Source organism: Pseudoalteromonas sp. US3C1013, assembly GCF_048401115.1.
Lineage (GTDB): Bacteria > Pseudomonadota > Gammaproteobacteria > Enterobacterales > Alteromonadaceae > Pseudoalteromonas > Pseudoalteromonas undina.
In genome coordinates this window covers 2,035,250-2,054,245 of record NZ_CP183075.1, presented here as the reverse complement: position 1 = coordinate 2,054,245, position 18,996 = coordinate 2,035,250, and the positions used below count along the sequence as shown (strand labels likewise).

Here is an 18,996-nt window from a genome sequence, read left to right as displayed (position 1 = left end):
AAGCTGGATATCTCATTCATCATGAAATTAGGGTTATACTTCTTCTGCGTCTAATCCCCAACCATCGCCATAACCATTTAAGCTATTAGCGATACTTTCAATATATTGTTCTGCTTGGCCTAAAAGTGCATGCTCTGGAACCATTTGTACATGGGCTATTACCTCCCAAACACCGGTATCTTTACATTTCTCAACATCAGCAGTTTGCACTAATGCATCGTTTACAATCTCAGTTGCAAATTTTTCGGCATCAGCCTGTTGTTCAAATAAAATATAAAAATCAATTTGTTGCATTTTACTTAAATCTACACCGGCGGCGGAAATTTCAGCAAGAAGCTGGCCATTATCATCATCAGGAAATTGCATTTAAAACTCATAAATTAGTGTTTATTCATTAGCACTATTGTAACCAAAATAAATCATTAAAGCGCAAGAATTTTTAGTTAAGCTCAAAGCGGTTTAAAAGATTCGCATAGAGCCTGCTAATATTTTAGACGCTGATAATGATTAAGTTAATGTTAGGCTCATTATCGCTATGCTATTATTGTGTCGTTAATTTGTTGTTTTTTATGGGTACATAGTAAGGATGATTACTTGTTCAATCAGTTTTTAAAATCCGTTATTTGTTTTTGCTTATTTTTGAGCTTTTTCGCTATTGCAGCTGACAATATAATTGAAGATTATGAAATAAAAGGAATTAGTGGAGAGTTAGAAAACAACGTTGCTCTTTATTTAAAACCTTTAGTGGGTGAAAAACCAACGCGCTCACTGCGTCGTTACGCTAAATCGCAAGTTGAAGATAGCTTAAAGGCATTAGGTTATTACAGTTCAAATGTGACTATCGATTTTAATAAAGGTGAGCGTGAGCTTGTTGCGACTATTGAACGCGGCTCCGCAACCCGTATTGAGACGCTTAATATTAGCATTAACGGGGAAGCTAAACATGACCCATTAATTCAGCAAGTTATTGAAAGTTTAGAGTTAAAGCAAGGCGACATTTTAAATCATGGAATGTATAGCGCAGCCTATAAAAAAATTGAATCCGTTTTGTTGGAGCATGGTTACTTTGACGCAAAATGGCCTGCCCGAAAATTTGAAGTGTCATTAAAAAAACATAGCGCTATTATTACCTTTACCATTGAAAGTGGTGTACGTTATCGCTTTGGTGATGTGTTAATTACCAATCAAAGCCCAGCAGAAAAATATATTCGCTCTTTAGCTCCGTTTGAAATAGGTAAGCACTATAAAGCATCTAAGATTGCTGACTACAACCTAGATTTATCGAGCACTCCTTATTTTACAAGCGTGCGTGTTTACGCTGATATTTCAGCTAGAAAAAACAGCCAAGTGCCAATTAAAGTGGACGTATTACATAAGCCCGCGAATAGCTACGAAATTGGTGGCGGGTTTAATACCGAGCTAGGTCCAAAGGTACGGTTTAAGTGGAGTAAACCATGGATCACGGAGCAAGGACACTACCTAGAAAGCAATCTTAATATTGCAAAAAAACAACAAGATATTTCTATGGCGTATACCATCCCTGTTAATAATCCGAATGATGATTTATGGCGTTTATCAGCAGGCTATAAGCTCGAAGATGAATTAGCCGACAATATTTACAGTGAAATTTTAACCGCACAACTGCAAAGGCAATGGCTCACCGAGCAAAAATGGATAAGAACTGCATTTATCAGGCGCGAGCAAGAAACCTATCGGATTGGCGACGGGCTAGAACGCACCACAGAAATGTTATTACCAGGTGTCAGTTATGCCCGAAAGCAATCGAAGGGAGGAACCACCCCTTATTCGGGAGAGCAGTGGTCTATATCGGCAGAGTTTGGTCTCGATAGTGTACTCTCTAGTACCAATATTGTTAGGGTGCAATTACAGCATGCATGGTTGCGCACTTATCTTAATAAGCACCTTGTGTTTTTAAAAGCAAACTTAGGGGCCATGTTAGTTGACGATATTAACAATGTTCCATATTCATTAAGGTTTTATGCTGGTGGCGATCAAAGTGTGCGCGGCTTTGCTTATCAATCAATCTCACCAGAAAATGACAATGGGGATCGCATCGGCGGTAAATATTTAATCGCGACGACTGCTGAATATAATTACCAATTTGCCAAAAACTGGCGAGCAGCTTTATTTGTTGATGGAGGGACGGCGACCAATGATTTTTCTGAGCAATTTGAAATAGGTGCAGGGTTTGGTTTTCGTTATTTAACGCCTATAGGACCAATAAGAATAGATCATGCGTGGGGACTCACTAAAGAAAGCAAAAGCACTCGTTTAAGTATTACCATAGGGCCGGAAATTTAATGTCTGTATTTAAAAAAGTCACTGCAGCACTTAGCACCTTAGTTGTTGCTGTATTAGTGACATTGTTTTGCGTTGTTTTTACAGCTCCAGGTAACCAGCTAATTGCTTATAGCGCCAATAAGTTAGTTGACGGCTTAAAAATTGAAATAAATAACGGCCGTTTTTTATATAATGATGCGTTTAATTTTCGCTTTGAGCGTGACGGTTTATTACTTGATGCTCAGCAGCTTAAACTAGATTTATTTTGGTGGCACTGTGATGGTATGTGTATTGATAACTTAAGTGCCCGGTCTATAAAACTAAACTTACCAGCATCGTCATCTAATTCTCCTGATACATCTAACGAACCGTTGGAACAAATCAGTTTGCCATTTAATATTGCACTTAAGCGTTTAGCGGTCACTGAGTTTGTGTTAAGTCACACAAGTGCAAACGTAGTTGTTAATAATGTGGAGATTGCTGCAAAGGCACAAGGTGCTGATATTCAAATTAAAAACGTGAATATTCCGAGTGTTTTAATCGCGTTAAAAGAGCAGCCTGGAGAAAATACAGCCAGTTCTACCCCAATTACTGAGTTACCTGCATTACCTAATATCGCATTTATGTCGCCACTCAATATTTACCTAGAACAGTTTAATATTGCGCAGTTCACGGTAGAGCAGAATGCACAGCAAAATGTGGTAAATAATATTGCGCTACAAATGAAGCTAATAGGTTCTGAGATTAACGTTGCTTCATTGTCTGCAAATTATCAGCAGTGGCAGCTTAATACTGCACTTAACGCAAAGCTTAAAGGCCGCTTACCAATTAATGGCGATATCAGTCTAAAAGGGCATGGTTATGATGCCAATATGCAAATAGGCGGAGACTTAGAAAAGCTCAATGTAGATATAAAAAGCAGTGAATCATTTCCTTTTGAACTAACTGCTACGGCTAATCTTAAAAAACCAAATTATCCATTTAGTGTTAATGGCGGTTTAGAGCAGTGGATTATCGAAACAGCAAGTAAAGAGTTAAAGGTAACCGACGTAAAATTAACCGCGCAAGGCAATGCTAACGATTATCAGTTATCGTTATTTGGTAATAGTCAGTTAGGTGCTTATCCAACTGTGAATTTTAACAGTCAAATTGATGGCTCACTGAGCGAAGCAAACTTAAAAAATTTAGCCCTTAAAGCGAATGAGAGCCAAGCTACTATCCAAGCGAATATCGACTGGCAAAATGGGGTTAGTGCTAACTTTAGCGGCGCGCTATCGAGTTTAAAAGCGCAATACCTCACTGACACACTTACCAGTGATATTTCAGGGCAGTTTAAAGGGGCATTTGTTACCAGTTCAAATAGCTGGAAATTAAGTATGGATGACACCCAATTAAGCGGGTTACTAAATGATGTACCGCTTAATTTTGCTGCTCAATTTAACTTAAATGATGAACTTAAAGCCACTGTAAATAAATTTAACCTTAGCAGCGGCACAAACAGGTTAACCTTAACAGGCGAAGTTGATCAGCAATGGCAGATTAATGGGGCTATTGCGCTGCAAAGTAATGATGATGCAAAGCTTCCGTTTATTGCTAATGGTAAAGCCGATTTAAGTATAAGAGGCGAGCGGTTGACGCCTGCAGTTGATTTAGTGTTAAAGCTAGAGCAGTTTATTTATGACGAAATTAATATTAATAAGTTGGCGTTAAAAGCACAGTTAGACACCGCTACCGATTGGCAAACAGATATCAGCGTTAGTCTTGATTCAGCGCGTGTTATGCATCATCAAATTAATAAAGTGGAAATAGTCGGCAGTGGTGATAAAACCGATCATCAACTGAGTGCATCTATTGATGCTGATGCTGGGGCTGCCTCGTTTGAACTAAATGGCAAACTTGCTAACGCGATTTGGCAAGGTGAACTCAGTAATATTAGTGTAAGTGATAAAACGTTTAGCTTTGAAAATGCTAAAGATATAGCTGTAACTATAGATTCGAAAACGGGCGACTTTGATGTGAGTGCGCATTGTTGGCAATCGAGTAATAGTAAGTTATGTATTGATAGATTAAATCAAACCCGCGAATTAGGCCAGCTTAACGTAAAACTGGCCAATCTTGCATTGCGAGAGCTAAAACATTGGTTACCAGAGAATGTAATAACACGTGGTGATATAGCGGGAGACTTTGCTGCTAATTGGCAAGCAGGCACACTTAAAACTCTCCGCGCTAATTTAAATTCATCAGGGCTTAACGCGGTACTTATTAACGAAGAAGACCGATTTAAGCTACCTATAGAAACGCTAAACATAAGCGCTTTTTCTGATGCTAAGGTTGGCCAAATAGAAGCTAACATAGAATCGAGTGTTTTGGGTAAAGTAACGACTAAAGTTGATATTGATGATATTCAAAATAAGCAAACGCTTAACGGTAATATTCAAATTGATAAAATTTTATTGTCTGATATACAGCCATTTTTAAATACGTTCGAGCAGCTTAATGGCGCCATTCGTGGGCAAGTTGCATTAGCAGGCACACTAAAAGATCCTTTGTTAGAGGGAAATTTAAACATAGAGAATATCAACCTAGAAGGTGAGCAATTGCCTGTTGCTCTTAAAAACTCCAATATAAATGTGGCCTTTAATAAGTCTACCGCCACCATTGAAGGAGATTTAAATGACCCTCAAGGCGGACAGGTAAAATTAACGGGGAATGTTGATTGGCAAGGTGAACAACCAGCTGTAAATATGAATGTAGTCGGCAGTGAGTTTTTTGTAAGAGCGCAACAAGGCGTGGTGTTTAAAGTATCACCAGAGTTAAAAATAAGTTTAGCTGACAATGCACTTAATCTGGCAGGTGATGTTGTAGTGCCTTATGGTCGAATAGAAATTGAAGAGCTGCCAGAGGGGGCTGTACAGGTTAGTGATGATGAAATAATTTTGGATCAAACTACGCAAAATACTAAAAAAGCCCCATTTAACTACGATATTGATTTAAAAGTAACGGTTAAAAATGATGTCAGAGTAGCCTCATTTGGACTTGAGTCTAAGATAGTGGGTGATATGGATATCAAAATGAGTCAAGACTCACCCATTATTGCCATTGGTGAGCTCAATTTAATTGAAGGAACCTACTTGGCATTTGGTCAAGACTTAATAATTAGAACCGGGCAAATTGGTTTTAGTGGCGCAATAGATAAGCCTCATTTAAATATTAAAGCCATTCGCAACCCAAATAATACCGCCGATGGTGTTATTGCAGGTGTTACTTTAACTGGCAGTGTTGAGCAGCCAAATTTAAAAGTATTTTCAGAGCCGGGCATGGACCAAGCACAAGCCCTAGCGTATTTGCTGAATGGTCAACCATTAGGGGAGGGCGACAGTTCAACGGATGCAATGTTAACTCAATTACTACTTTCTCAAGGAGTGAGCCGAAGCGAAAGCTTAGTGTCTAAAGTCGGTGAATCGTTTGGCTTGTCAGATGTGAGCTTAAGCTCTAAAGGTAGTGGCGAGCAAACAAAGGTAGAAATATCAGGTTATTTAGCACCGAGTTTACAGGTTAAATATAGCGTGGGGGTATTTGAGTCGCTCAGTGAAGTGGCAGTGCGTTATCAGCTAATGTCGAAGTTATATATAGAAATAACCAGTGGCCTGTATCAAAATGTCGACATACTGTATAAATTCAATTGGGATTAACCTTTATCTACCAATACCAATAATAAAAAGGAAAAGGTATGAAAAAATTCGTAATCACTATTATAGCGTCGGCTTTGCTCGGCGGATGTGTCCAGCAAAGCACTTTGCCATCAACGCCAGTTAAAAGCCTAACCAGTAGTGAGATTATTGCTGCTACAACAGATGAGCAATGGCGATGGGTAGATCCTGAGAATATTTTAAAACTAACCCTACCTTCCGGTGCTGCGTATATTGAGCTCAATCCAGCGCTTGCGCCAAAACACAGTGCTAATATTAAAAAATTGGCACGACAGGGCTTTTATCAGGGCACTCATATTTATCGTTTTGTGGAAGGGTTTGTTGCTCAAGGTGGTGATAGCACGGGTAAAAAGTTAACTAAAACCAAAAATAGCACAGTACCTGCCGAGTTTTATTTAACCACCAATAAGCCGCTTATGATCACTGAAATGGGTGGAGATGGTTATGCACCAATAACCGGGTTTTTAAATGGTTTTGCGGTAGCTCAAAATGAAACACGTGATCAAACATGGCAAATTCATTGCCATGGTGTATTTGCAATGGCGCGCGGCAACGATATTAATAGTGCCAGCACGGAATTTTTTGTCACCATAGGGCAAGGTCCACGTTATTTAGACAAAAATATCACCGTATTTGGGCGAGTACTTACAGGTATGGCACATTTTCATCAGCTAGCGCGCACACCTAAAGGTGGTAGCGAGTTTAATCCTATTACAGATTTACAAGTATTAGCCGACGTTAGCAGCGATCACAGCCGATTTAAAGTAATGAAAACAGACTCAGATGCATTTAAACAGTTAATTTCAGCACGAGGTAGTCGTAGTGAGGAATGGTTTGCGTATAGCCATAATTACATTGATGTGTGTGGAATGCCTGTACCAACTAAGCAACTTAACGATTAAAAAAAGGAGCCTCAGGCTCCTTTTTTGTTTAGCTTATTGACGGTTTATTTTTACCGCAAAAGGGGTATCGTTATGATGCGTTGAGCGATATGGATTAATATCAAGGCCGCCACGACGCGTATAGCGCGCGTAAACTTCAAGCTCTTTAATATTCAATTGAGTGGTTAAGTCGCTGTAAATACGCTCTACACATTGCTCATGGAACTCATTATGGGTCCTAAACGAAATTAAATAGCGTAATAATGACTCACGACAAACTTGCTCACCAGTATAACGAATAATAATGCTGGCCCAATCCGGCTGTGAAGTAATTAAACAGTTTGATTTAAGTAAGTGGCTATGCAAGGTTTCGCTAACCACTTTATCGCTTTGTGACTTTAAAGAATGTGCGTCAATATGGTAGTTATCTATTTCAATATCTAACTCATCAATACACTCACCAGGAAGCGGTGTGCAAGGAATACAATTATAATCATCAGCGCTGTATAAGGTTACCTTTACCGGGCTGTTTACCGCATTTGATAAGTCGTCAATTAAATGTTGCTTAACAATGTCAATACTTCCAAAGCGACTTTGGTTAAAGCTGTTCAGATAAAGCTTAAACGACTTTGACTCTATAATGTGACTACTTTGACATTCGAAAGTAAATATAGCCACCGCAACTTGTGGTTTGCCTTTGGTATTTAACCAAGATAGTTCGTAACCGGTCCAAATATCTTGGCCTTTGAATGGTAATGCGGCTTCATCAATACTCAACGCGTCGCGATTAAGCTTGCGAGCAATAGGAAAAAGCAAGCTGGGCGTGTATTGATCTACATACTCAGTAGATTGACCAAGTACGCTGCCTTTAAGATCGGGAGAATTGCTGTAATCTGTCATGTTTGCTCTTAAATAGTTACAATAGGGACATTATATCTAAATTAAATGAGTTTCACAGTATGTCTGTTGCAATGCAATTAGCCCAACTTCACCAACGCTTTAGTGAAAAAACCATCAAAAATACACAAAAGCAGCCACTCATCGCCCACGATGAGCAATGGCCAAGCCCTTGTGAAATAGGCACAGCCGATGAGCACGGTATGATTCAATGGCAAGCGATAGTGAGAGAGCCTGCAGGTTCTTTGGCTGATCTCGCTAACGCATTAGAGCTTGAATTTCCTGATGAACTTAGCCAGTTTTATGGCCACATGTTTGCTGGCAGTATTTTAGCCAGCGTTGATGGCCATCAAGTAGAATTATTACAAGCGTGGAATGAGGATGACTTTGACTTACTGCAACAAAATATCACGGGTCATGTTTTAATGAAGCGAAAGCTAAAGCAAGCGCCAAGTGTTTTTATTGGTTTAACTGATCAAGATGATTTACTTGTTACGGTATTAGTGGAAACAGGTGAGGTGTGCCTAGAGTATGTAGGTAAAAAGCCACATCATGTACTCGCCAAAAACCTCAGTGAATTTATAGCGTCGTTGGCAGTATAATTATAAGGTAATTTTAAGGTGTGATGTTTTAGACATAGCACCTTAAGTATGGGACTTATTGAAAATCCCATGAAATATTAGACACTAAACCACACGGCTCACACCTAAAATCAAATAAACCAAACCATGGCTCAGGTAATTTCCATTCACCTTGGCAACTTGGGCATTTACGCTTAAGCTCCGAGGTTTTATCAACCCCACCTACACGGTATAAGTAATAGTAAACTGGCTTTTTAGTTAAAAAGCTGATGCGTTTGCTAATATCTTTACCTCGGCGATACAAATCACTTTGTGTGCTGGCTATTTCCTCTAGTGCAGGAAATTCACAGCGAGTTGCGCCATTAATTTGAATTTGATCGCATGCTTGCCAATCTTCTTGCCATTTAATCAGGGTTTTATAATCGCCATTGGCAATTGCCGGAATATTAAATAGCGGAACGGGTAAAAAGTCATCGCCACAATACAGTGGGCTGCAGGTGTGCACATACGTAGTATATAAAATATAGCTTGAGGGCTCTTTACAACCATCGGCACCGTTTGAGTGAATGTCTTGACCTATTATTTTCACCTTTGGTGCTAACAAGCCTGCATCATGAAGCTTTTCAACACTGTGCTTTACAAATGCACTGTTGTTAAGAGGGTGCATAGCGTCTTCGGTCGGACACATAACGCGAGTGATAAAATAGCCATCTTTTAACACCGTTGGAAATTCTTCTCCAATGATTTGGCCATTAAAACGTAATGCATTTACCAAGCGGTTTATTGCTTGCTCGGCTTGCTCTAAGGTGGTGTCTTGGTAGCAATCAAATGTTAAATCAACAACAAACATTTATAGTCTCAAATTATTTTGGCGCGAGCAGTGTAAGTAATTGATCTAACTTTTGCTCAATTCTATCTAATTGAGAGCTGTTTTGACCTTCATTACTGGCACTTTGCTTTGGGGGTTTCATTAAATTATAAATTGAATCAGGATTATTCTTATATTGACTCACCGCAGCAATAATAACCGGCATTGGGGTCGGTGTTGTTAAACGACTTTTAGTTAGTGCAACAGTGGGAACTTTGCCTTCATCAAGAAGGACTTTTATAGCTTCAAATACAGCAGCGTTCATTCAATTATAACTCTTTTATAAAGTAAGCTCGCAACATAGACGCTGCGAGCGGGTATGGTATCAATAAAGTGGCTAAGGCACATTAAAATGCGCCATAAAATTAATTATTTTTGACGAAGACGTACGTCTAATTCATCTATTACTTCACTCCAATCGCCATCAACCGCCAGCGATTCGGCAATAAAATGTTGTTGGGCTTCATCCCAAAAGGGAGCATCTTGCAACAAGGTTGTATCGGCAATGGAGTGCGAGGCAATAAATGCATCTATTTGCGCATCCGAATCCGGCAGTCCTAGTTGGGCGAACAAGGTATTAATTGTATGTTTTGTTGTATCCATAATAATGCTCCTAAATGAATTAATATGTATTAACTCTAGGGGGGAATGGTATATCTAGCCAGTTTAACCCTTACTGAATTTACGCTTTATTTATTCAGTAATAAGTCGCTAAAGCATGATCTGACTTAATGCAGTGGATGAGCGTACTAACTAAAATGTAAATTCGCTTATTTGTCTCACTTAGGTATATAGTTATATAAGCATTTGGTCATCGTTGTAGTTCAAAATTAATCCCAAACAAGTTACGCGGCGTAATGACAACGGGTATAAAATAATAAAGGAAATAAAATGACAGCCACAGCAGAATCGACAGACGCCTTTAGTGTTCAGCATATTGCACCAGAGGATATAAGCACAGCAGCCAGCCTAATTTATCAGGCATACCAAAACGATCCTATTTTACAAACTCTGCTAGGGTATAACGAAGACAACCCGCTCGATTATGAAAAAAAACTACGTGCACTTATTCGTGAAGAGCTCAGTAGCTTTTGGCAAGAGAAGCAGCCTTTAATTGGCCTTTACCGTAATGATAAATTAAAAGCGGTTGCCTGTGTGTTTGAGTCAAATAGCCAATTACAAGCTGAGCGTTATTGGCATTGGCGATTAAAGCTGATGCTAAGTGCAGGTTATTTACAAACGAATCAATTAATTGAAAAAGAAAAAACCATTCGTGACGCCTTAAAGCCGCAAGGGAATTATTACTTTTTAGCGTTTATTGCGGTTGATCCACACTTTCACGGGCAAGGGTTTGGTCGCACTTTACTTAAAGGTTTAGATGGCTTAATACACGATAACCCTGAGTCTTCTGGTATAGCGGTATTTGTGACTCGTGACGAGCATACGAAATTTTTTAAATCGCAAGGATTTGAGCACTTTAAACAACTTTCATTTAACCAAGTTAAGGGTGAATTACTATTTAAAGTTGCTAATGCTCAATAAAGGTAGTTGTTCATAATGGCGTATCTGTAAGCCTATGTTCCAAATCGGGCACACCAGTGTGAGATATATCCTACATTAGTGTGCTCTTTGTCAGTTTAAATCCATTATTTATCCGTTTATAAGCATCAAGCTTCTGTTATTTATAGCTATTTTTGTTTTTTCAATTTTGTGACATTAAATTTTTTAGTTTTCCTCACTATTATACCCAGCCGTTTGCTTTAAACTTTACTTTGTCAAGACGACATAGCTCAATGACTGAGCTAATGCCATGGATATGGAATCAGGCAGCATAGTAGTGACTAGCAGGAAGCGCAAAGGACAAGTTAACACGGATGCAAGGATGAAACAGGAAGTACATGAAGTACTAAAATAGCTAGGAGCTATTTAAAGGATACCAAGGATGATGCGATAGGACATTGCAGGAGCGTTAGTTTACGCAGGACGGCCAAGGCGGCAAGAGGATATTGCAGGATGCAATGGAGGGCTAACACGGTAGTTTGCTCGTTCAGTGGATGATAAACAAGGATCAGGTAAAGGATACCTTACAGGATGTTGGCAATTAGGGCGTAACTGAGGTTACGCCTTGGTTTTTTGTTACAAAAATTATATCTTATGTGGTGGCACAACCACACTTTTTAGCTTTTCATCTTCCATGATTAACACTCCCTGATAAGCATTTTCACCATCGCTTGAAAATTCAAAAATAAATTCGCTTTTCATGCCCGGTTTACCACTTTTTAAAATGCCAAACCGACGCTTGCTACAAGCCACACTCATTAGTTTTACCTGCAATTGCTCACTTTGGCGTTTGGCATGAACGTTCGCTGCTTCGGCTATTTTACGATTTAGCCAAAAAAAATAAATTACAGCCCCAATAAGTATGAACGTCCATAAACTAGCCATTTAAGAGAATAACCTTCCAATTGCGCGAGCTAACGTCTCGCTTCTGTTTTCTTTACGTAGTAATGCTAATAAATATGGGCGAATAGTTGGAATTGCAACTAAATCTGCAAAAATGCTGGGAAATAACTCAGCTATTTTCTCATGGTGCGCACAGTTATCCATAAATACATGCAAACGCTGTGGCTCTTCTAATTGTTTAAAGCAGCGACCTGCAATAGTTAATAAAATGTCTGAGTCTTGCCCAAGCGTAGATTCTAAAGCGCAGTCAACCAGTTGTGCGCTAAGCCCTGTTGCTTGCCCTGATGATATGGCGCGAAGCGCGGCAGAAGCCGTAACCACATCATTATTCTTAAGGGCGGTTTGTCCATAACTTAACAATAACTCACTTAACGTGGGTGGTATTTCGATGTGTTCAAGCATTGCGCTTAATGGTTGTAATACTTCAACAGGTAAATTAGGCCACGCAGCGTGTAAGTGTTTTAAGTTATCAGCACAGTTGAGGCGATAAGCAAAATCAGCAATGCCTTGTAGCGCCACACTTTGCCAATTATCAAAACCAATCTGGCCACTAAAATAAAGCTGGGCATGCTCATAATACTGTGAGGCTGGTTGTTTTAATAACACTTTAACTTGTGCATTAAACGCCGCTAATTTATTAGCATTAGGAGTAAATACGTAAGGGTTATTATCGAGTTTGCCATCGGCTTGTTCGCCGGTAATTTCTGTTCCTAGTGCTTGAATTACCATGTCTGCAAAGTGGTCGCGGCTGGCACTAACGAGTTTACTTTGTTCATCAAGTGGGAATTTTAAAAACCACACATAGGGTTCTTTGCTAGCTTTACTGTCCCAAAATTGAATCGCTAGCCATGCATGGCCTGCTAATGGGTAAGGGTAAGGAACTTGTGCTTGTTCAACAGCTAAAAATTGTTGTTTATCAAGCTTGGTAATATGCCTGCCAATATCAAAAGCACGCCATTGAGTTCCTGCACCGTCTAAAAGCTGGCCTAATGTGGCTATATGTTCACTCATGAATTTCCAACTGTTTTTACTACAAAATTACGCTAATTATACGCCATAGCGACTGTTGAGGGAACAGGGTATAATTGTGCAATATACAAAGTAAAGGGTGATTATGACTGAGCAAACCCAACTCTATTTAACACAATTAACTGCGCTACTTAAAAAGTATCAGCTTTGGCAGAATGAGCCGATTGACCCTGCATTGTTGCATTCAAGCGTCCCTTTTTGCCATGATACGCTTGCATTTGAACAGTGGTTACAGTTTGTATTTATAGAAAAAATTCAACAGATTATTACAATGAAACAACCGTTACCGCGTAATTTTGCGATTGCTCCTATGGCGCAAATGACACTCATTGATAAGTCCGGAAGCGAAGAGATTATTTCTTTGCTGACGCAATTAGATTCATTGCTTGGAGAGTCAGATGACTGAACGTCCAGCGCCAGTTGAATACGGCGAACTGAACATTCTCTATCAAGATGAGAACTATGTAGCGATTGATAAACCATCAGGCTTACTTGTTCATCGCTCCTTTTTAGATAAGCATGAAACTCAATTTGCAATGCAAATGCTACGCGATCAACTCGGTCAGCATGTGTTTCCTGTGCACCGTCTTGATAGGCCGACATCGGGTGTGTTGTTGTTTGCTTTAAGCTCAGAAGCCGCGCGTGATATGAATCAGTTGTTTATTGAGGGCACGATCTCAAAGCGTTATTTAGCTTTGGTACGCGGATTTGCGCCTGAATCTGTTTTTTTAGATAAACCGTTAAAAGAAGAACTAGACAAAATCGCTGATAAATTTGCCGATCAGGATAAAGATGCTCAAGAAGCACAAACCCAGTTTAATTGTTTGTATCAAGCTGCGTTGCCTATCTCTATAGGAAAATACCCAACGGTTAGGTATTCTTTGGTAGAGTGTTTTCCTAAAACAGGGCGTAAACATCAAATTCGTCGCCATTTAAAACATTTGTCGTTGCCAATAATTGGCGACGTTAACCATGGTGATAACCAGCATAATCAGTTTTTTAGAGAACACTTTTCTCTTAGGCGATTAATGTTATTTGCTACAGAGCTTAGCTTTGTACATCCTTATAGTAACGAATCGATAATAATTAAAGCGCCACTAGGTGATGCAATGTTGAGTATTTGCAAACAGTTAGGGTGGCCAAGTGAAGAAAAGGATTATTAATGGCACATATTAGTATTTTTGTAGGCAGCGTGTATGGTGGTGCTGAACGTTTAAGTGAGCAAATAAGCGATACTATAGAGCAAACTGGCCATCAGGTAAGCGTATTTGCAGAGCCAAGTTTAGAAGATCTAAAAAATGCATCGCATATTTTAATTGTCACCTCAACAACAGGCCAAGGTGATATACCCGCTAACTTGGCAGAGCTTTATAATCAGCTTAACAGCACCTTTCCAATGTTAACTAATAAGCCATTTGGCATCGTTGCTATGGGTGACAGAAGCTACGGTGATACGTTTTGCGCAGCAGGGCGTAGCTTTGATGAACTATTACGTGACTTACAAGCAAAACCTGTGGGTAATCGATTAGAAATTGATGCCTGTGAAGACTTTGAGCCTTGGCCTGTCACCGAGCCGTGGTTACAAACTTGGCTTGGTAAATTACCCTCTTAAATGCGCAGACTCTAAATGAAAAAACATAAACTGAGTTTAATTGTGCTTGCAGGTGGCTTAGGTAGTCGCTTTGGTGGCAATAAACAAATTGCAGAAATTCCAGGGCTAAATTGCACTATTATGGAACTGAGCATTGCTGATGCGTATCGCGCAGGGGTGACGCAGGTGGTGCTGATAATAAACCAAGCGGTACGCAGTGAAATAGAGCGTACTATTTTGCCCCGATTACCTAGTGATATTGATGTGGTGCTGGTGGAGCAACACATTGAGCAGGTTCCCGAACAGTTTAAAGCAACACTTGCCCAGCGGAAAAAACCCTGGGGAACAGGTCACGCTCTGCTGTGTGCCAAAGCCCACATTAATAACCCCGCTATTGTGATCACTGCCGATGACTATTATGGCAAATCTTCGTTTGTATTACTGAGTGAGCACTTTAAAAGAACCGCTGAATGGGCAATGGTAGGGTATCCGATTATTGATACTCTTTCTGAGCACGGTGGTGTTAATCGTGGGGTATGTAATATTGCGGATGGAAAGCTTGTTGCCGTAACCGAGTATTTGAATATTCAACAACAGTCTGAGCATATTTTTGGCGATAACCCACAGGGTTTACGTGAGAAAATTAGCCCAAACTCCCTAGGCTCGATGAGTTTTTGGGGGATCACCCCCTGCTTTTTTGACTATTTGCAACAAGGCTTTGAAACGTTTTTACAGCAATATAACGTGAATACTCAGCAAGAGTACTACTTACCTGATCAAATCCAGAAAGCTATTAATGTAAAAGCACAGCCTGTATTTGTATACACTGCAAAAGAGCCTTGGTTTGGTGTTACCTATAAATCAGAACTGACAAGCATTGCGGCTACTTTGTGCGCATTGCGTCAAGCATAAAGATGGTAGTACCAATTTTATTATAAATATGATCAATCTAGCATGTTAAATAACCCGCTACCTGCGTTAAAAATTATTATCGCCTTGGGCGAAAAGAGTGAAGTAGAAAATGAATACAGTTCCTATAGAAGTTTATTTATCTGAGAGTTTTGGCCTTGACGAGAAGCATGCGAGCATAAAACCCATAGGCAGTGGGCATATAAATACTACTATGTTATTAAGCACTTCGAAGCGGTCACTGGTTGTACAAAAGCTCAATACGGTGGTGTTTCCAAAACCACAGTTACTTGTTGATAATGCGCGATTAATAGAGCAACACTTAAGTAAAAAACAACAAGCAGGTGAATTCAATCTAGCAATAGTACGCCATGTAGCGACGACTCAGAATGACTATTTAGTTAATGATGATTATGATACTTGGCGAGCACTTGAGTTTATTGGTGGCAGCTACAGTGAAGATGTGGTTAATACTGCTAGCCAGGCACAAACAGCGGCCAATGCATTTGGCCAATTTGCGCAAGCGCTACAAGACTTTGACGCGAACAATTTACATGCGGTTATTCCTAATTTTCATAACTTGGCCATGCGTGCAGAAGTCTTCAAGCAAGTGGTTAGCACCGATCCTCATAAACGTTTGGCTCATTGTCAGGAAGAGGTTGATTTTTGCCTGTCGCAGCTTTCACTTATCGATGAGCTTAATGCCCTTGAGGGAAAAGTGCCTATTCGTGTGTGCCATAACGATACTAAAATAAACAACATGCTATTTTGCTTAGACTCTAATAATGCAAAAGCGGTGATAGATTTAGATACCTGTATGCCTGGTTATTGGCTTAATGATTTTGGCGATATGGTCAGAACATTTTGCTCTGCAGAGCAAGAAGATTCAACGGTGCTTGAAAAGGTAGGTGTTCGTGAAGATATTTTTGCAGCGATTGTTAAAGGCTATGTTGAGCCACTAAAGGGGGTATTAACACCCGCCGAGAAACAAAGCTTTTGGTTAGGAGCTAAAGTAATGCCCTTTATGATTGGCTTACGCTTTTTAACTGATTATATAGATGGTGATAATTACTTTAGCGTTAAGCATAAGAGACACAACTTAGATCGCGCAAAAAACCAATTTGCCTTATACAAGGATATAGTAAGTAAGCAGCAGGTCTTAAAGGAGATTTTGACTCAGGTATAAACCCAATTAATTATATTGCTCAAAGCGTTATAACTAAAACTTTGAGCAATATAAATTGAGGTTAAACATTGAAAGTATGTGTTAACTTCCAACATCTCAATTTTTTACTTATTAAGCATCCGCTAGTTTTACACGGATTTTGCTTTTGTCTACTGTGGTTTGATTGAGGGCTTTAATTGCGCCTTTAACTTCAATGTCATTAGGCATTTCTACAAAGGCAAAGCCTTTAGATTGGCCTGTTTCTTTATCGAGTACCAAGTTACAGGTGGTCACTTTACCGTGAGCCGTAAATAGCGTACGAAGTTCATGCTCAGTAGTGGCACGTGATAAGTTACGAACTAATAATTTCATATATAACCTAAATAATGGGTTCAAGCATAATTATCTCAAGTAACCTTGCTTTAACCTAACGTTATTTTATAAACAGTAAAAATAACTATTAAAAAACAAAAAACCGCCTAATGGCGGTTTTTTATACATTGCGAGAGATTACTTTACTTCTTTACCCGCTGCTTGTTGATCTGCATGATAGCTTGAACGTACAAACGGGCCTGAAGCGGCGTGTGTAAAGCCAATTTCATCAGCATATTCTTTTAATGCGTCAAATTCAGCTGGTGGCACGTAACGCTTAACGGGTAAGTGATGCTTAGACGGTTGTAGGTATTGCCCTACAGTAAGCATATCAACGTTATGAGCACGTAAATCGCGAAGTACTTCCTCGATTTCGCTAATTTCTTCACCAAGGCCAACCATTAAGCCTGATTTTGTTTTAACCTCAGGATGGGCTTCTTTAAAGCGACGTAATAATTCAAGAGACCATTTATAGTCAGCACCTGGGCGCGCAAGCTTATATAAACGTGGCGCCGTTTCTAGGTTGTGATTAAATACATCTGGCGGCGTTTCAATTAAAATTTCTAACGCTCTGTCCATACGGCCACGAAAATCGGGCACTAAAATCTCAATGGTAATTTCTGGATTATGCTTACGAATTTCGCGGATACAATCAGCAAAGTGCTGAGCACCACCGTCACGTAAATCATCACGGTCTACAGAAGTAATAACCACATAGCTTAACTTCATGTCTTTAATGGTAAGTGCCAGCTTTTCAGGCTCAGCGGCATCAGGTTTTAATGGGCGACCATGTGCAACGTCACAAAATGGACAACGACGTGTACAAATAGCCCCTAAAATCATAAAGGTCGCTGTACCGTGGTTAAAACACTCTGATAAGTTAGGACACGAAGCTTCTTCACATACAGAGTGAAGGCCATGTTTACGCATTGCTTGTTTTATGCCGTCAATCCGCTCGGTTGACTTAGGTAAGCGAATTTTAAGCCACTCTGGCTTACGGAGCATTTCGGTTTTTTCTGTTGGTAAAACTTTAACGGGGATCAACGCCATTTTTTCTGCGTCGCGTAGTTTTACACCTGGTTCCATTTTGACTGGTTTATTCATTCGTTTTCAAACCCTTCAGTATGCTTAACCTGTGTTGCATTAAGCTTCTTGATCATGTGTTTTACCAGCCCTTCACCTGCAGCTTCAAGGTTTTGAGGGCCATTTAGTTCTTTAGTTTGCACCATATTCATGCCCGCATAACCACATGGGTTGATGCGTAAAAATGGACTTAGATCCATATTAACATTTAATGCCAAGCCATGAAATGAGCAGCCACGACGAACTCGTAAACCTAAAGAGGCAATTTTACTGTCGTTAACGTAAACACCTGGGGCATCCGCTTTCGCGTATGCATCTATGGCGAACTCTGCAAGGGACTCAATGATGCACTCTTCAAGCCAAGTAACTAGCTCTCGCACCCCAATTTTTAAACGTCGTAAATTAAATAATACATACATCATTTGCTGACCAGGGCCGTGGTAAGTCACCTGTCCACCGCGGTCAACTTTAATCACTTCAATATCACCTGGGGCGAGTAAGTGCTCATCTTTACCGGCTTGGCCTTGGGTAAATACACTTTCATGCTCTACTAACCAAATTTCATCTGGCGTATTTTCACCACGGGTGTCGGTAAAGTCTTGCATTTTTTGCCAAATCGGCATGTAACGCTGACGACCCAGTTGGCGTACGATTAGGGTGTTTTCGCTCACAACAAATCTCAACTATAGCTTAAAGCATATGGCGCACGTCATCGATATTGCTGATCACGTTGTAAATTTCTTCAATGTGTTTGCCGCTTGTTACTGTGGCCACTAAAGTGACTGACTCATAGTTACCTTTACTGCTCGGTTTTACTTTTGGCGCGTAATCACCCGGAGCGATAGGTTGTAACTTTTCTAAAATTTGATCAGTTAAGTTTACGTTTGCTAAACCCATAATTTTAAATGTAAACGGGCAAGGGTACTCTAGGTACTCATCAAATTTAGTGTTTTTAACAGGTTCAACCACGACGGGAACTCCTCAAACAAAAGTGTTGGCTCAACTTATACGTTAAGCTTAAAACTGACAGGCTAATGACAATCTTGAAATGATGTTACTTTTGACCTAAGCCAACGATAGTCATTCAATACGATTGGTATATATGGGGCGCATTCTAGCACTTTTCAAGCAAAAAAAAACGCCTCA

Annotated in this window: 21 protein-coding genes; 10 read left to right on the top strand and 11 right to left on the bottom strand. The window is 39.8% G+C overall.

The genetic code is table 11. From position 1 onward, the window contains the following. Positions 1 to 33: 33 nt before the first annotated feature. Positions 34 to 366 (bottom strand): ribonuclease E inhibitor RraB, encoded by a 333-nt coding sequence (locus ACNSN2_RS09640; protein WP_010388233.1) that lies wholly within the window; start codon positions 364 to 366, stop codon positions 34 to 36. A 228-nt stretch (positions 367 to 594) separates the two neighbouring features. Between ACNSN2_RS09640 and ACNSN2_RS09635 the strand changes: the two genes are divergently transcribed. Genes ACNSN2_RS09635 through ACNSN2_RS09625 form a run of 3 tightly spaced genes read left to right on the top strand, consistent with a single transcriptional unit; the run spans position 595 to position 6,913 of the window. Then, positions 595 to 2,322, top strand: a complete 1,728-nt coding sequence (locus tag ACNSN2_RS09635) for an autotransporter assembly complex protein TamA (protein WP_418607167.1) — start codon at positions 595 to 597, stop codon at positions 2,320 to 2,322. Then, the gene (locus tag ACNSN2_RS09630) at positions 2,322 to 5,993 is read left to right on the top strand and encodes a translocation/assembly module TamB domain-containing protein (protein WP_418607165.1); all 3,672 of its coding nucleotides are present in this window, start codon (positions 2,322 to 2,324) and stop codon (positions 5,991 to 5,993) included. Before ACNSN2_RS09635 ends, ACNSN2_RS09630 begins: the two co-directional genes overlap by 1 nt. A gap of 38 nt (positions 5,994 to 6,031) precedes the next feature. Next, complete coding sequence (locus ACNSN2_RS09625) at positions 6,032 to 6,913, top strand: peptidylprolyl isomerase (RefSeq protein WP_418607164.1); 882 nt, start codon at positions 6,032 to 6,034, stop codon at positions 6,911 to 6,913. Positions 6,914 to 6,946: 33 nt separating this feature from the next. Here ACNSN2_RS09625 and queF read toward each other — a convergent pair whose 3' ends face one another. Then, positions 6,947 to 7,792: an NADPH-dependent 7-cyano-7-deazaguanine reductase QueF gene (gene queF, locus ACNSN2_RS09620; RefSeq protein ID WP_055012787.1), complete on the bottom strand. Its 846-nt coding sequence runs from the start codon at positions 7,790 to 7,792 to the stop codon at positions 6,947 to 6,949. 59 nt (positions 7,793 to 7,851) lie between these two features. Here queF and syd point away from each other — a divergent pair, with 59 nt between their 5' ends. After that, on the top strand, positions 7,852 to 8,391 hold the full coding sequence (gene syd / locus ACNSN2_RS09615) for a SecY-interacting protein (RefSeq protein ID WP_010388242.1): 540 nt from the start codon (positions 7,852 to 7,854) through the stop codon (positions 8,389 to 8,391). A gap of 55 nt (positions 8,392 to 8,446) precedes the next feature. Here syd and ACNSN2_RS09610 read toward each other — a convergent pair whose 3' ends face one another. The 3 genes from ACNSN2_RS09610 to ACNSN2_RS09600 all read right to left on the bottom strand — a co-directional run bounded on the left by ACNSN2_RS09610 (position 8,447) and on the right by ACNSN2_RS09600 (position 9,841). After that, complete coding sequence (locus ACNSN2_RS09610; RefSeq protein WP_010388244.1) at positions 8,447 to 9,220, bottom strand: Zn-ribbon-containing protein; 774 nt, start codon at positions 9,218 to 9,220, stop codon at positions 8,447 to 8,449. A 13-nt stretch (positions 9,221 to 9,233) separates the two neighbouring features. Then, positions 9,234 to 9,503, bottom strand: coding sequence for a hypothetical protein (locus ACNSN2_RS09605; RefSeq protein ID WP_418607162.1), 270 nt, complete (start codon positions 9,501 to 9,503; stop codon positions 9,234 to 9,236). 104 nt (positions 9,504 to 9,607) lie between these two features. After that, positions 9,608 to 9,841, bottom strand: a complete 234-nt coding sequence (locus ACNSN2_RS09600) for a DUF2789 domain-containing protein (protein ID WP_010388246.1) — start codon at positions 9,839 to 9,841, stop codon at positions 9,608 to 9,610. Positions 9,842 to 10,129: 288 nt separating this feature from the next. Between ACNSN2_RS09600 and ACNSN2_RS09595 the strand changes: the two genes are divergently transcribed. Continuing rightward, positions 10,130 to 10,780, top strand: coding sequence for a GNAT family N-acetyltransferase (locus tag ACNSN2_RS09595; protein WP_008109415.1), 651 nt, complete (start codon positions 10,130 to 10,132; stop codon positions 10,778 to 10,780). A 603-nt stretch (positions 10,781 to 11,383) separates the two neighbouring features. Here ACNSN2_RS09595 and ACNSN2_RS09590 read toward each other — a convergent pair. Together ACNSN2_RS09590 and ACNSN2_RS09585 are read right to left on the bottom strand one after the other, a co-directional pair. After that, entirely contained in the window at positions 11,384 to 11,683 is a 300-nt protein-coding gene (locus ACNSN2_RS09590) for a DUF3301 domain-containing protein (RefSeq protein ID WP_418607161.1), read from the bottom strand. Beyond that, positions 11,684 to 12,712 carry a DUF3549 family protein gene (locus tag ACNSN2_RS09585; protein ID WP_418607158.1) on the bottom strand — a complete coding sequence of 343 codons (1,029 nt, stop codon included), beginning with the start codon at positions 12,710 to 12,712 and terminating at the stop codon, positions 11,684 to 11,686. Positions 12,713 to 12,815: 103 nt separating this feature from the next. Between ACNSN2_RS09585 and ACNSN2_RS09580 the strand changes: the two genes are divergently transcribed. The 5 genes from ACNSN2_RS09580 (at position 12,816) to ACNSN2_RS09560 (ending at position 16,416) form a co-directional block, all read left to right on the top strand. After that, positions 12,816 to 13,136 carry a YqcC family protein gene (locus ACNSN2_RS09580; protein WP_008109420.1) on the top strand — a complete coding sequence of 107 codons (321 nt, stop codon included), beginning with the start codon at positions 12,816 to 12,818 and terminating at the stop codon, positions 13,134 to 13,136. Continuing rightward, the gene (gene truC, locus ACNSN2_RS09575; RefSeq protein ID WP_418607157.1) at positions 13,129 to 13,893 is read left to right on the top strand and encodes a tRNA pseudouridine(65) synthase TruC; all 765 of its coding nucleotides are present in this window, start codon (positions 13,129 to 13,131) and stop codon (positions 13,891 to 13,893) included. Before ACNSN2_RS09580 ends, truC begins: the two co-directional genes overlap by 8 nt. Then, entirely contained in the window at positions 13,893 to 14,342 is a 450-nt protein-coding gene (locus tag ACNSN2_RS09570; RefSeq protein WP_055012795.1) for a flavodoxin, read from the top strand. The genes truC and ACNSN2_RS09570 overlap by 1 nt, the downstream gene beginning before the upstream one ends. A 15-nt stretch (positions 14,343 to 14,357) precedes the next feature. Further along, positions 14,358 to 15,233, top strand: a complete 876-nt coding sequence (locus ACNSN2_RS09565) for an NTP transferase domain-containing protein (RefSeq protein WP_418607155.1) — start codon at positions 14,358 to 14,360, stop codon at positions 15,231 to 15,233. Positions 15,234 to 15,342: 109 nt separating this feature from the next. Further along, positions 15,343 to 16,416 carry a phosphotransferase enzyme family protein gene (locus ACNSN2_RS09560; protein ID WP_418607154.1) on the top strand — a complete coding sequence of 358 codons (1,074 nt, stop codon included), beginning with the start codon at positions 15,343 to 15,345 and terminating at the stop codon, positions 16,414 to 16,416. 111 nt (positions 16,417 to 16,527) lie between these two features. Here the strand turns inward: ACNSN2_RS09560 and ACNSN2_RS09555 are convergent, their stop codons facing one another. The 4 genes from ACNSN2_RS09555 to ybeD form a co-directional block, all read right to left on the bottom strand. Then, positions 16,528 to 16,767: an RNA recognition motif domain-containing protein gene (locus tag ACNSN2_RS09555; RefSeq protein WP_008109433.1), complete on the bottom strand. Its 240-nt coding sequence runs from the start codon at positions 16,765 to 16,767 to the stop codon at positions 16,528 to 16,530. A gap of 138 nt (positions 16,768 to 16,905) precedes the next feature. Next, a complete protein-coding gene (lipA, locus tag ACNSN2_RS09550) occupies positions 16,906 to 17,871 on the bottom strand; it encodes a lipoyl synthase (protein ID WP_008109434.1) in 966 nt (321 codons plus the stop codon). Further along, positions 17,868 to 18,521, bottom strand: a complete 654-nt coding sequence (gene lipB / locus ACNSN2_RS09545; protein WP_418607152.1) for a lipoyl(octanoyl) transferase LipB — start codon at positions 18,519 to 18,521, stop codon at positions 17,868 to 17,870. The genes lipA and lipB overlap by 4 nt, the downstream gene beginning before the upstream one ends. 19 nt (positions 18,522 to 18,540) lie before the next feature. Then, positions 18,541 to 18,819 (bottom strand): DUF493 family protein YbeD, encoded by a 279-nt coding sequence (ybeD, locus tag ACNSN2_RS09540; protein ID WP_008109437.1) that lies wholly within the window; start codon positions 18,817 to 18,819, stop codon positions 18,541 to 18,543. Between the last annotated feature and the right edge of the window lie 177 nt (positions 18,820 to 18,996).

Excerpts from the sequence above, each read along its gene's own strand:
- ACNSN2_RS09610 (WP_010388244.1), bottom strand. The coding sequence starts at position 9,220 with ATGTTTGTTGTTGATTTAACATTTGATTGCTACCAAGACACCACCTTA.
- truC (WP_418607157.1), top strand. The coding sequence starts at position 13,129 with ATGACTGAACGTCCAGCGCCAGTTGAATACGGCGAACTGAACATTCTC.
- ACNSN2_RS09555 (WP_008109433.1), bottom strand. The coding sequence starts at position 16,767 with ATGAAATTATTAGTTCGTAACTTATCACGTGCCACTACTGAGCATGAA.
- ACNSN2_RS09625 (WP_418607164.1), top strand. The coding sequence starts at position 6,032 with ATGAAAAAATTCGTAATCACTATTATAGCGTCGGCTTTGCTCGGCGGA.
- ACNSN2_RS09585 (WP_418607158.1), bottom strand. The coding sequence starts at position 12,712 with ATGAGTGAACATATAGCCACATTAGGCCAGCTTTTAGACGGTGCAGGA.
- ACNSN2_RS09570 (WP_055012795.1), top strand. The coding sequence starts at position 13,893 with ATGGCACATATTAGTATTTTTGTAGGCAGCGTGTATGGTGGTGCTGAA.
- ACNSN2_RS09580 (WP_008109420.1), top strand. The coding sequence starts at position 12,816 with ATGACTGAGCAAACCCAACTCTATTTAACACAATTAACTGCGCTACTT.
- queF (WP_055012787.1), bottom strand. The coding sequence starts at position 7,792 with ATGACAGATTACAGCAATTCTCCCGATCTTAAAGGCAGCGTACTTGGT.
- lipA (WP_008109434.1), bottom strand. The coding sequence starts at position 17,871 with ATGAATAAACCAGTCAAAATGGAACCAGGTGTAAAACTACGCGACGCA.
- ACNSN2_RS09605 (WP_418607162.1), bottom strand. The coding sequence starts at position 9,503 with ATGAACGCTGCTGTATTTGAAGCTATAAAAGTCCTTCTTGATGAAGGC.
- ACNSN2_RS09630 (WP_418607165.1), top strand. The coding sequence starts at position 2,322 with ATGTCTGTATTTAAAAAAGTCACTGCAGCACTTAGCACCTTAGTTGTT.
- ACNSN2_RS09590 (WP_418607161.1), bottom strand. The coding sequence starts at position 11,683 with ATGGCTAGTTTATGGACGTTCATACTTATTGGGGCTGTAATTTATTTT.
- ACNSN2_RS09595 (WP_008109415.1), top strand. The coding sequence starts at position 10,130 with ATGACAGCCACAGCAGAATCGACAGACGCCTTTAGTGTTCAGCATATT.
- ACNSN2_RS09640 (WP_010388233.1), bottom strand. The coding sequence starts at position 366 with ATGCAATTTCCTGATGATGATAATGGCCAGCTTCTTGCTGAAATTTCC.
- ACNSN2_RS09560 (WP_418607154.1), top strand. The coding sequence starts at position 15,343 with ATGAATACAGTTCCTATAGAAGTTTATTTATCTGAGAGTTTTGGCCTT.
- ACNSN2_RS09600 (WP_010388246.1), bottom strand. The coding sequence starts at position 9,841 with ATGGATACAACAAAACATACAATTAATACCTTGTTCGCCCAACTAGGA.
- ACNSN2_RS09565 (WP_418607155.1), top strand. The coding sequence starts at position 14,358 with ATGAAAAAACATAAACTGAGTTTAATTGTGCTTGCAGGTGGCTTAGGT.
- syd (WP_010388242.1), top strand. The coding sequence starts at position 7,852 with ATGTCTGTTGCAATGCAATTAGCCCAACTTCACCAACGCTTTAGTGAA.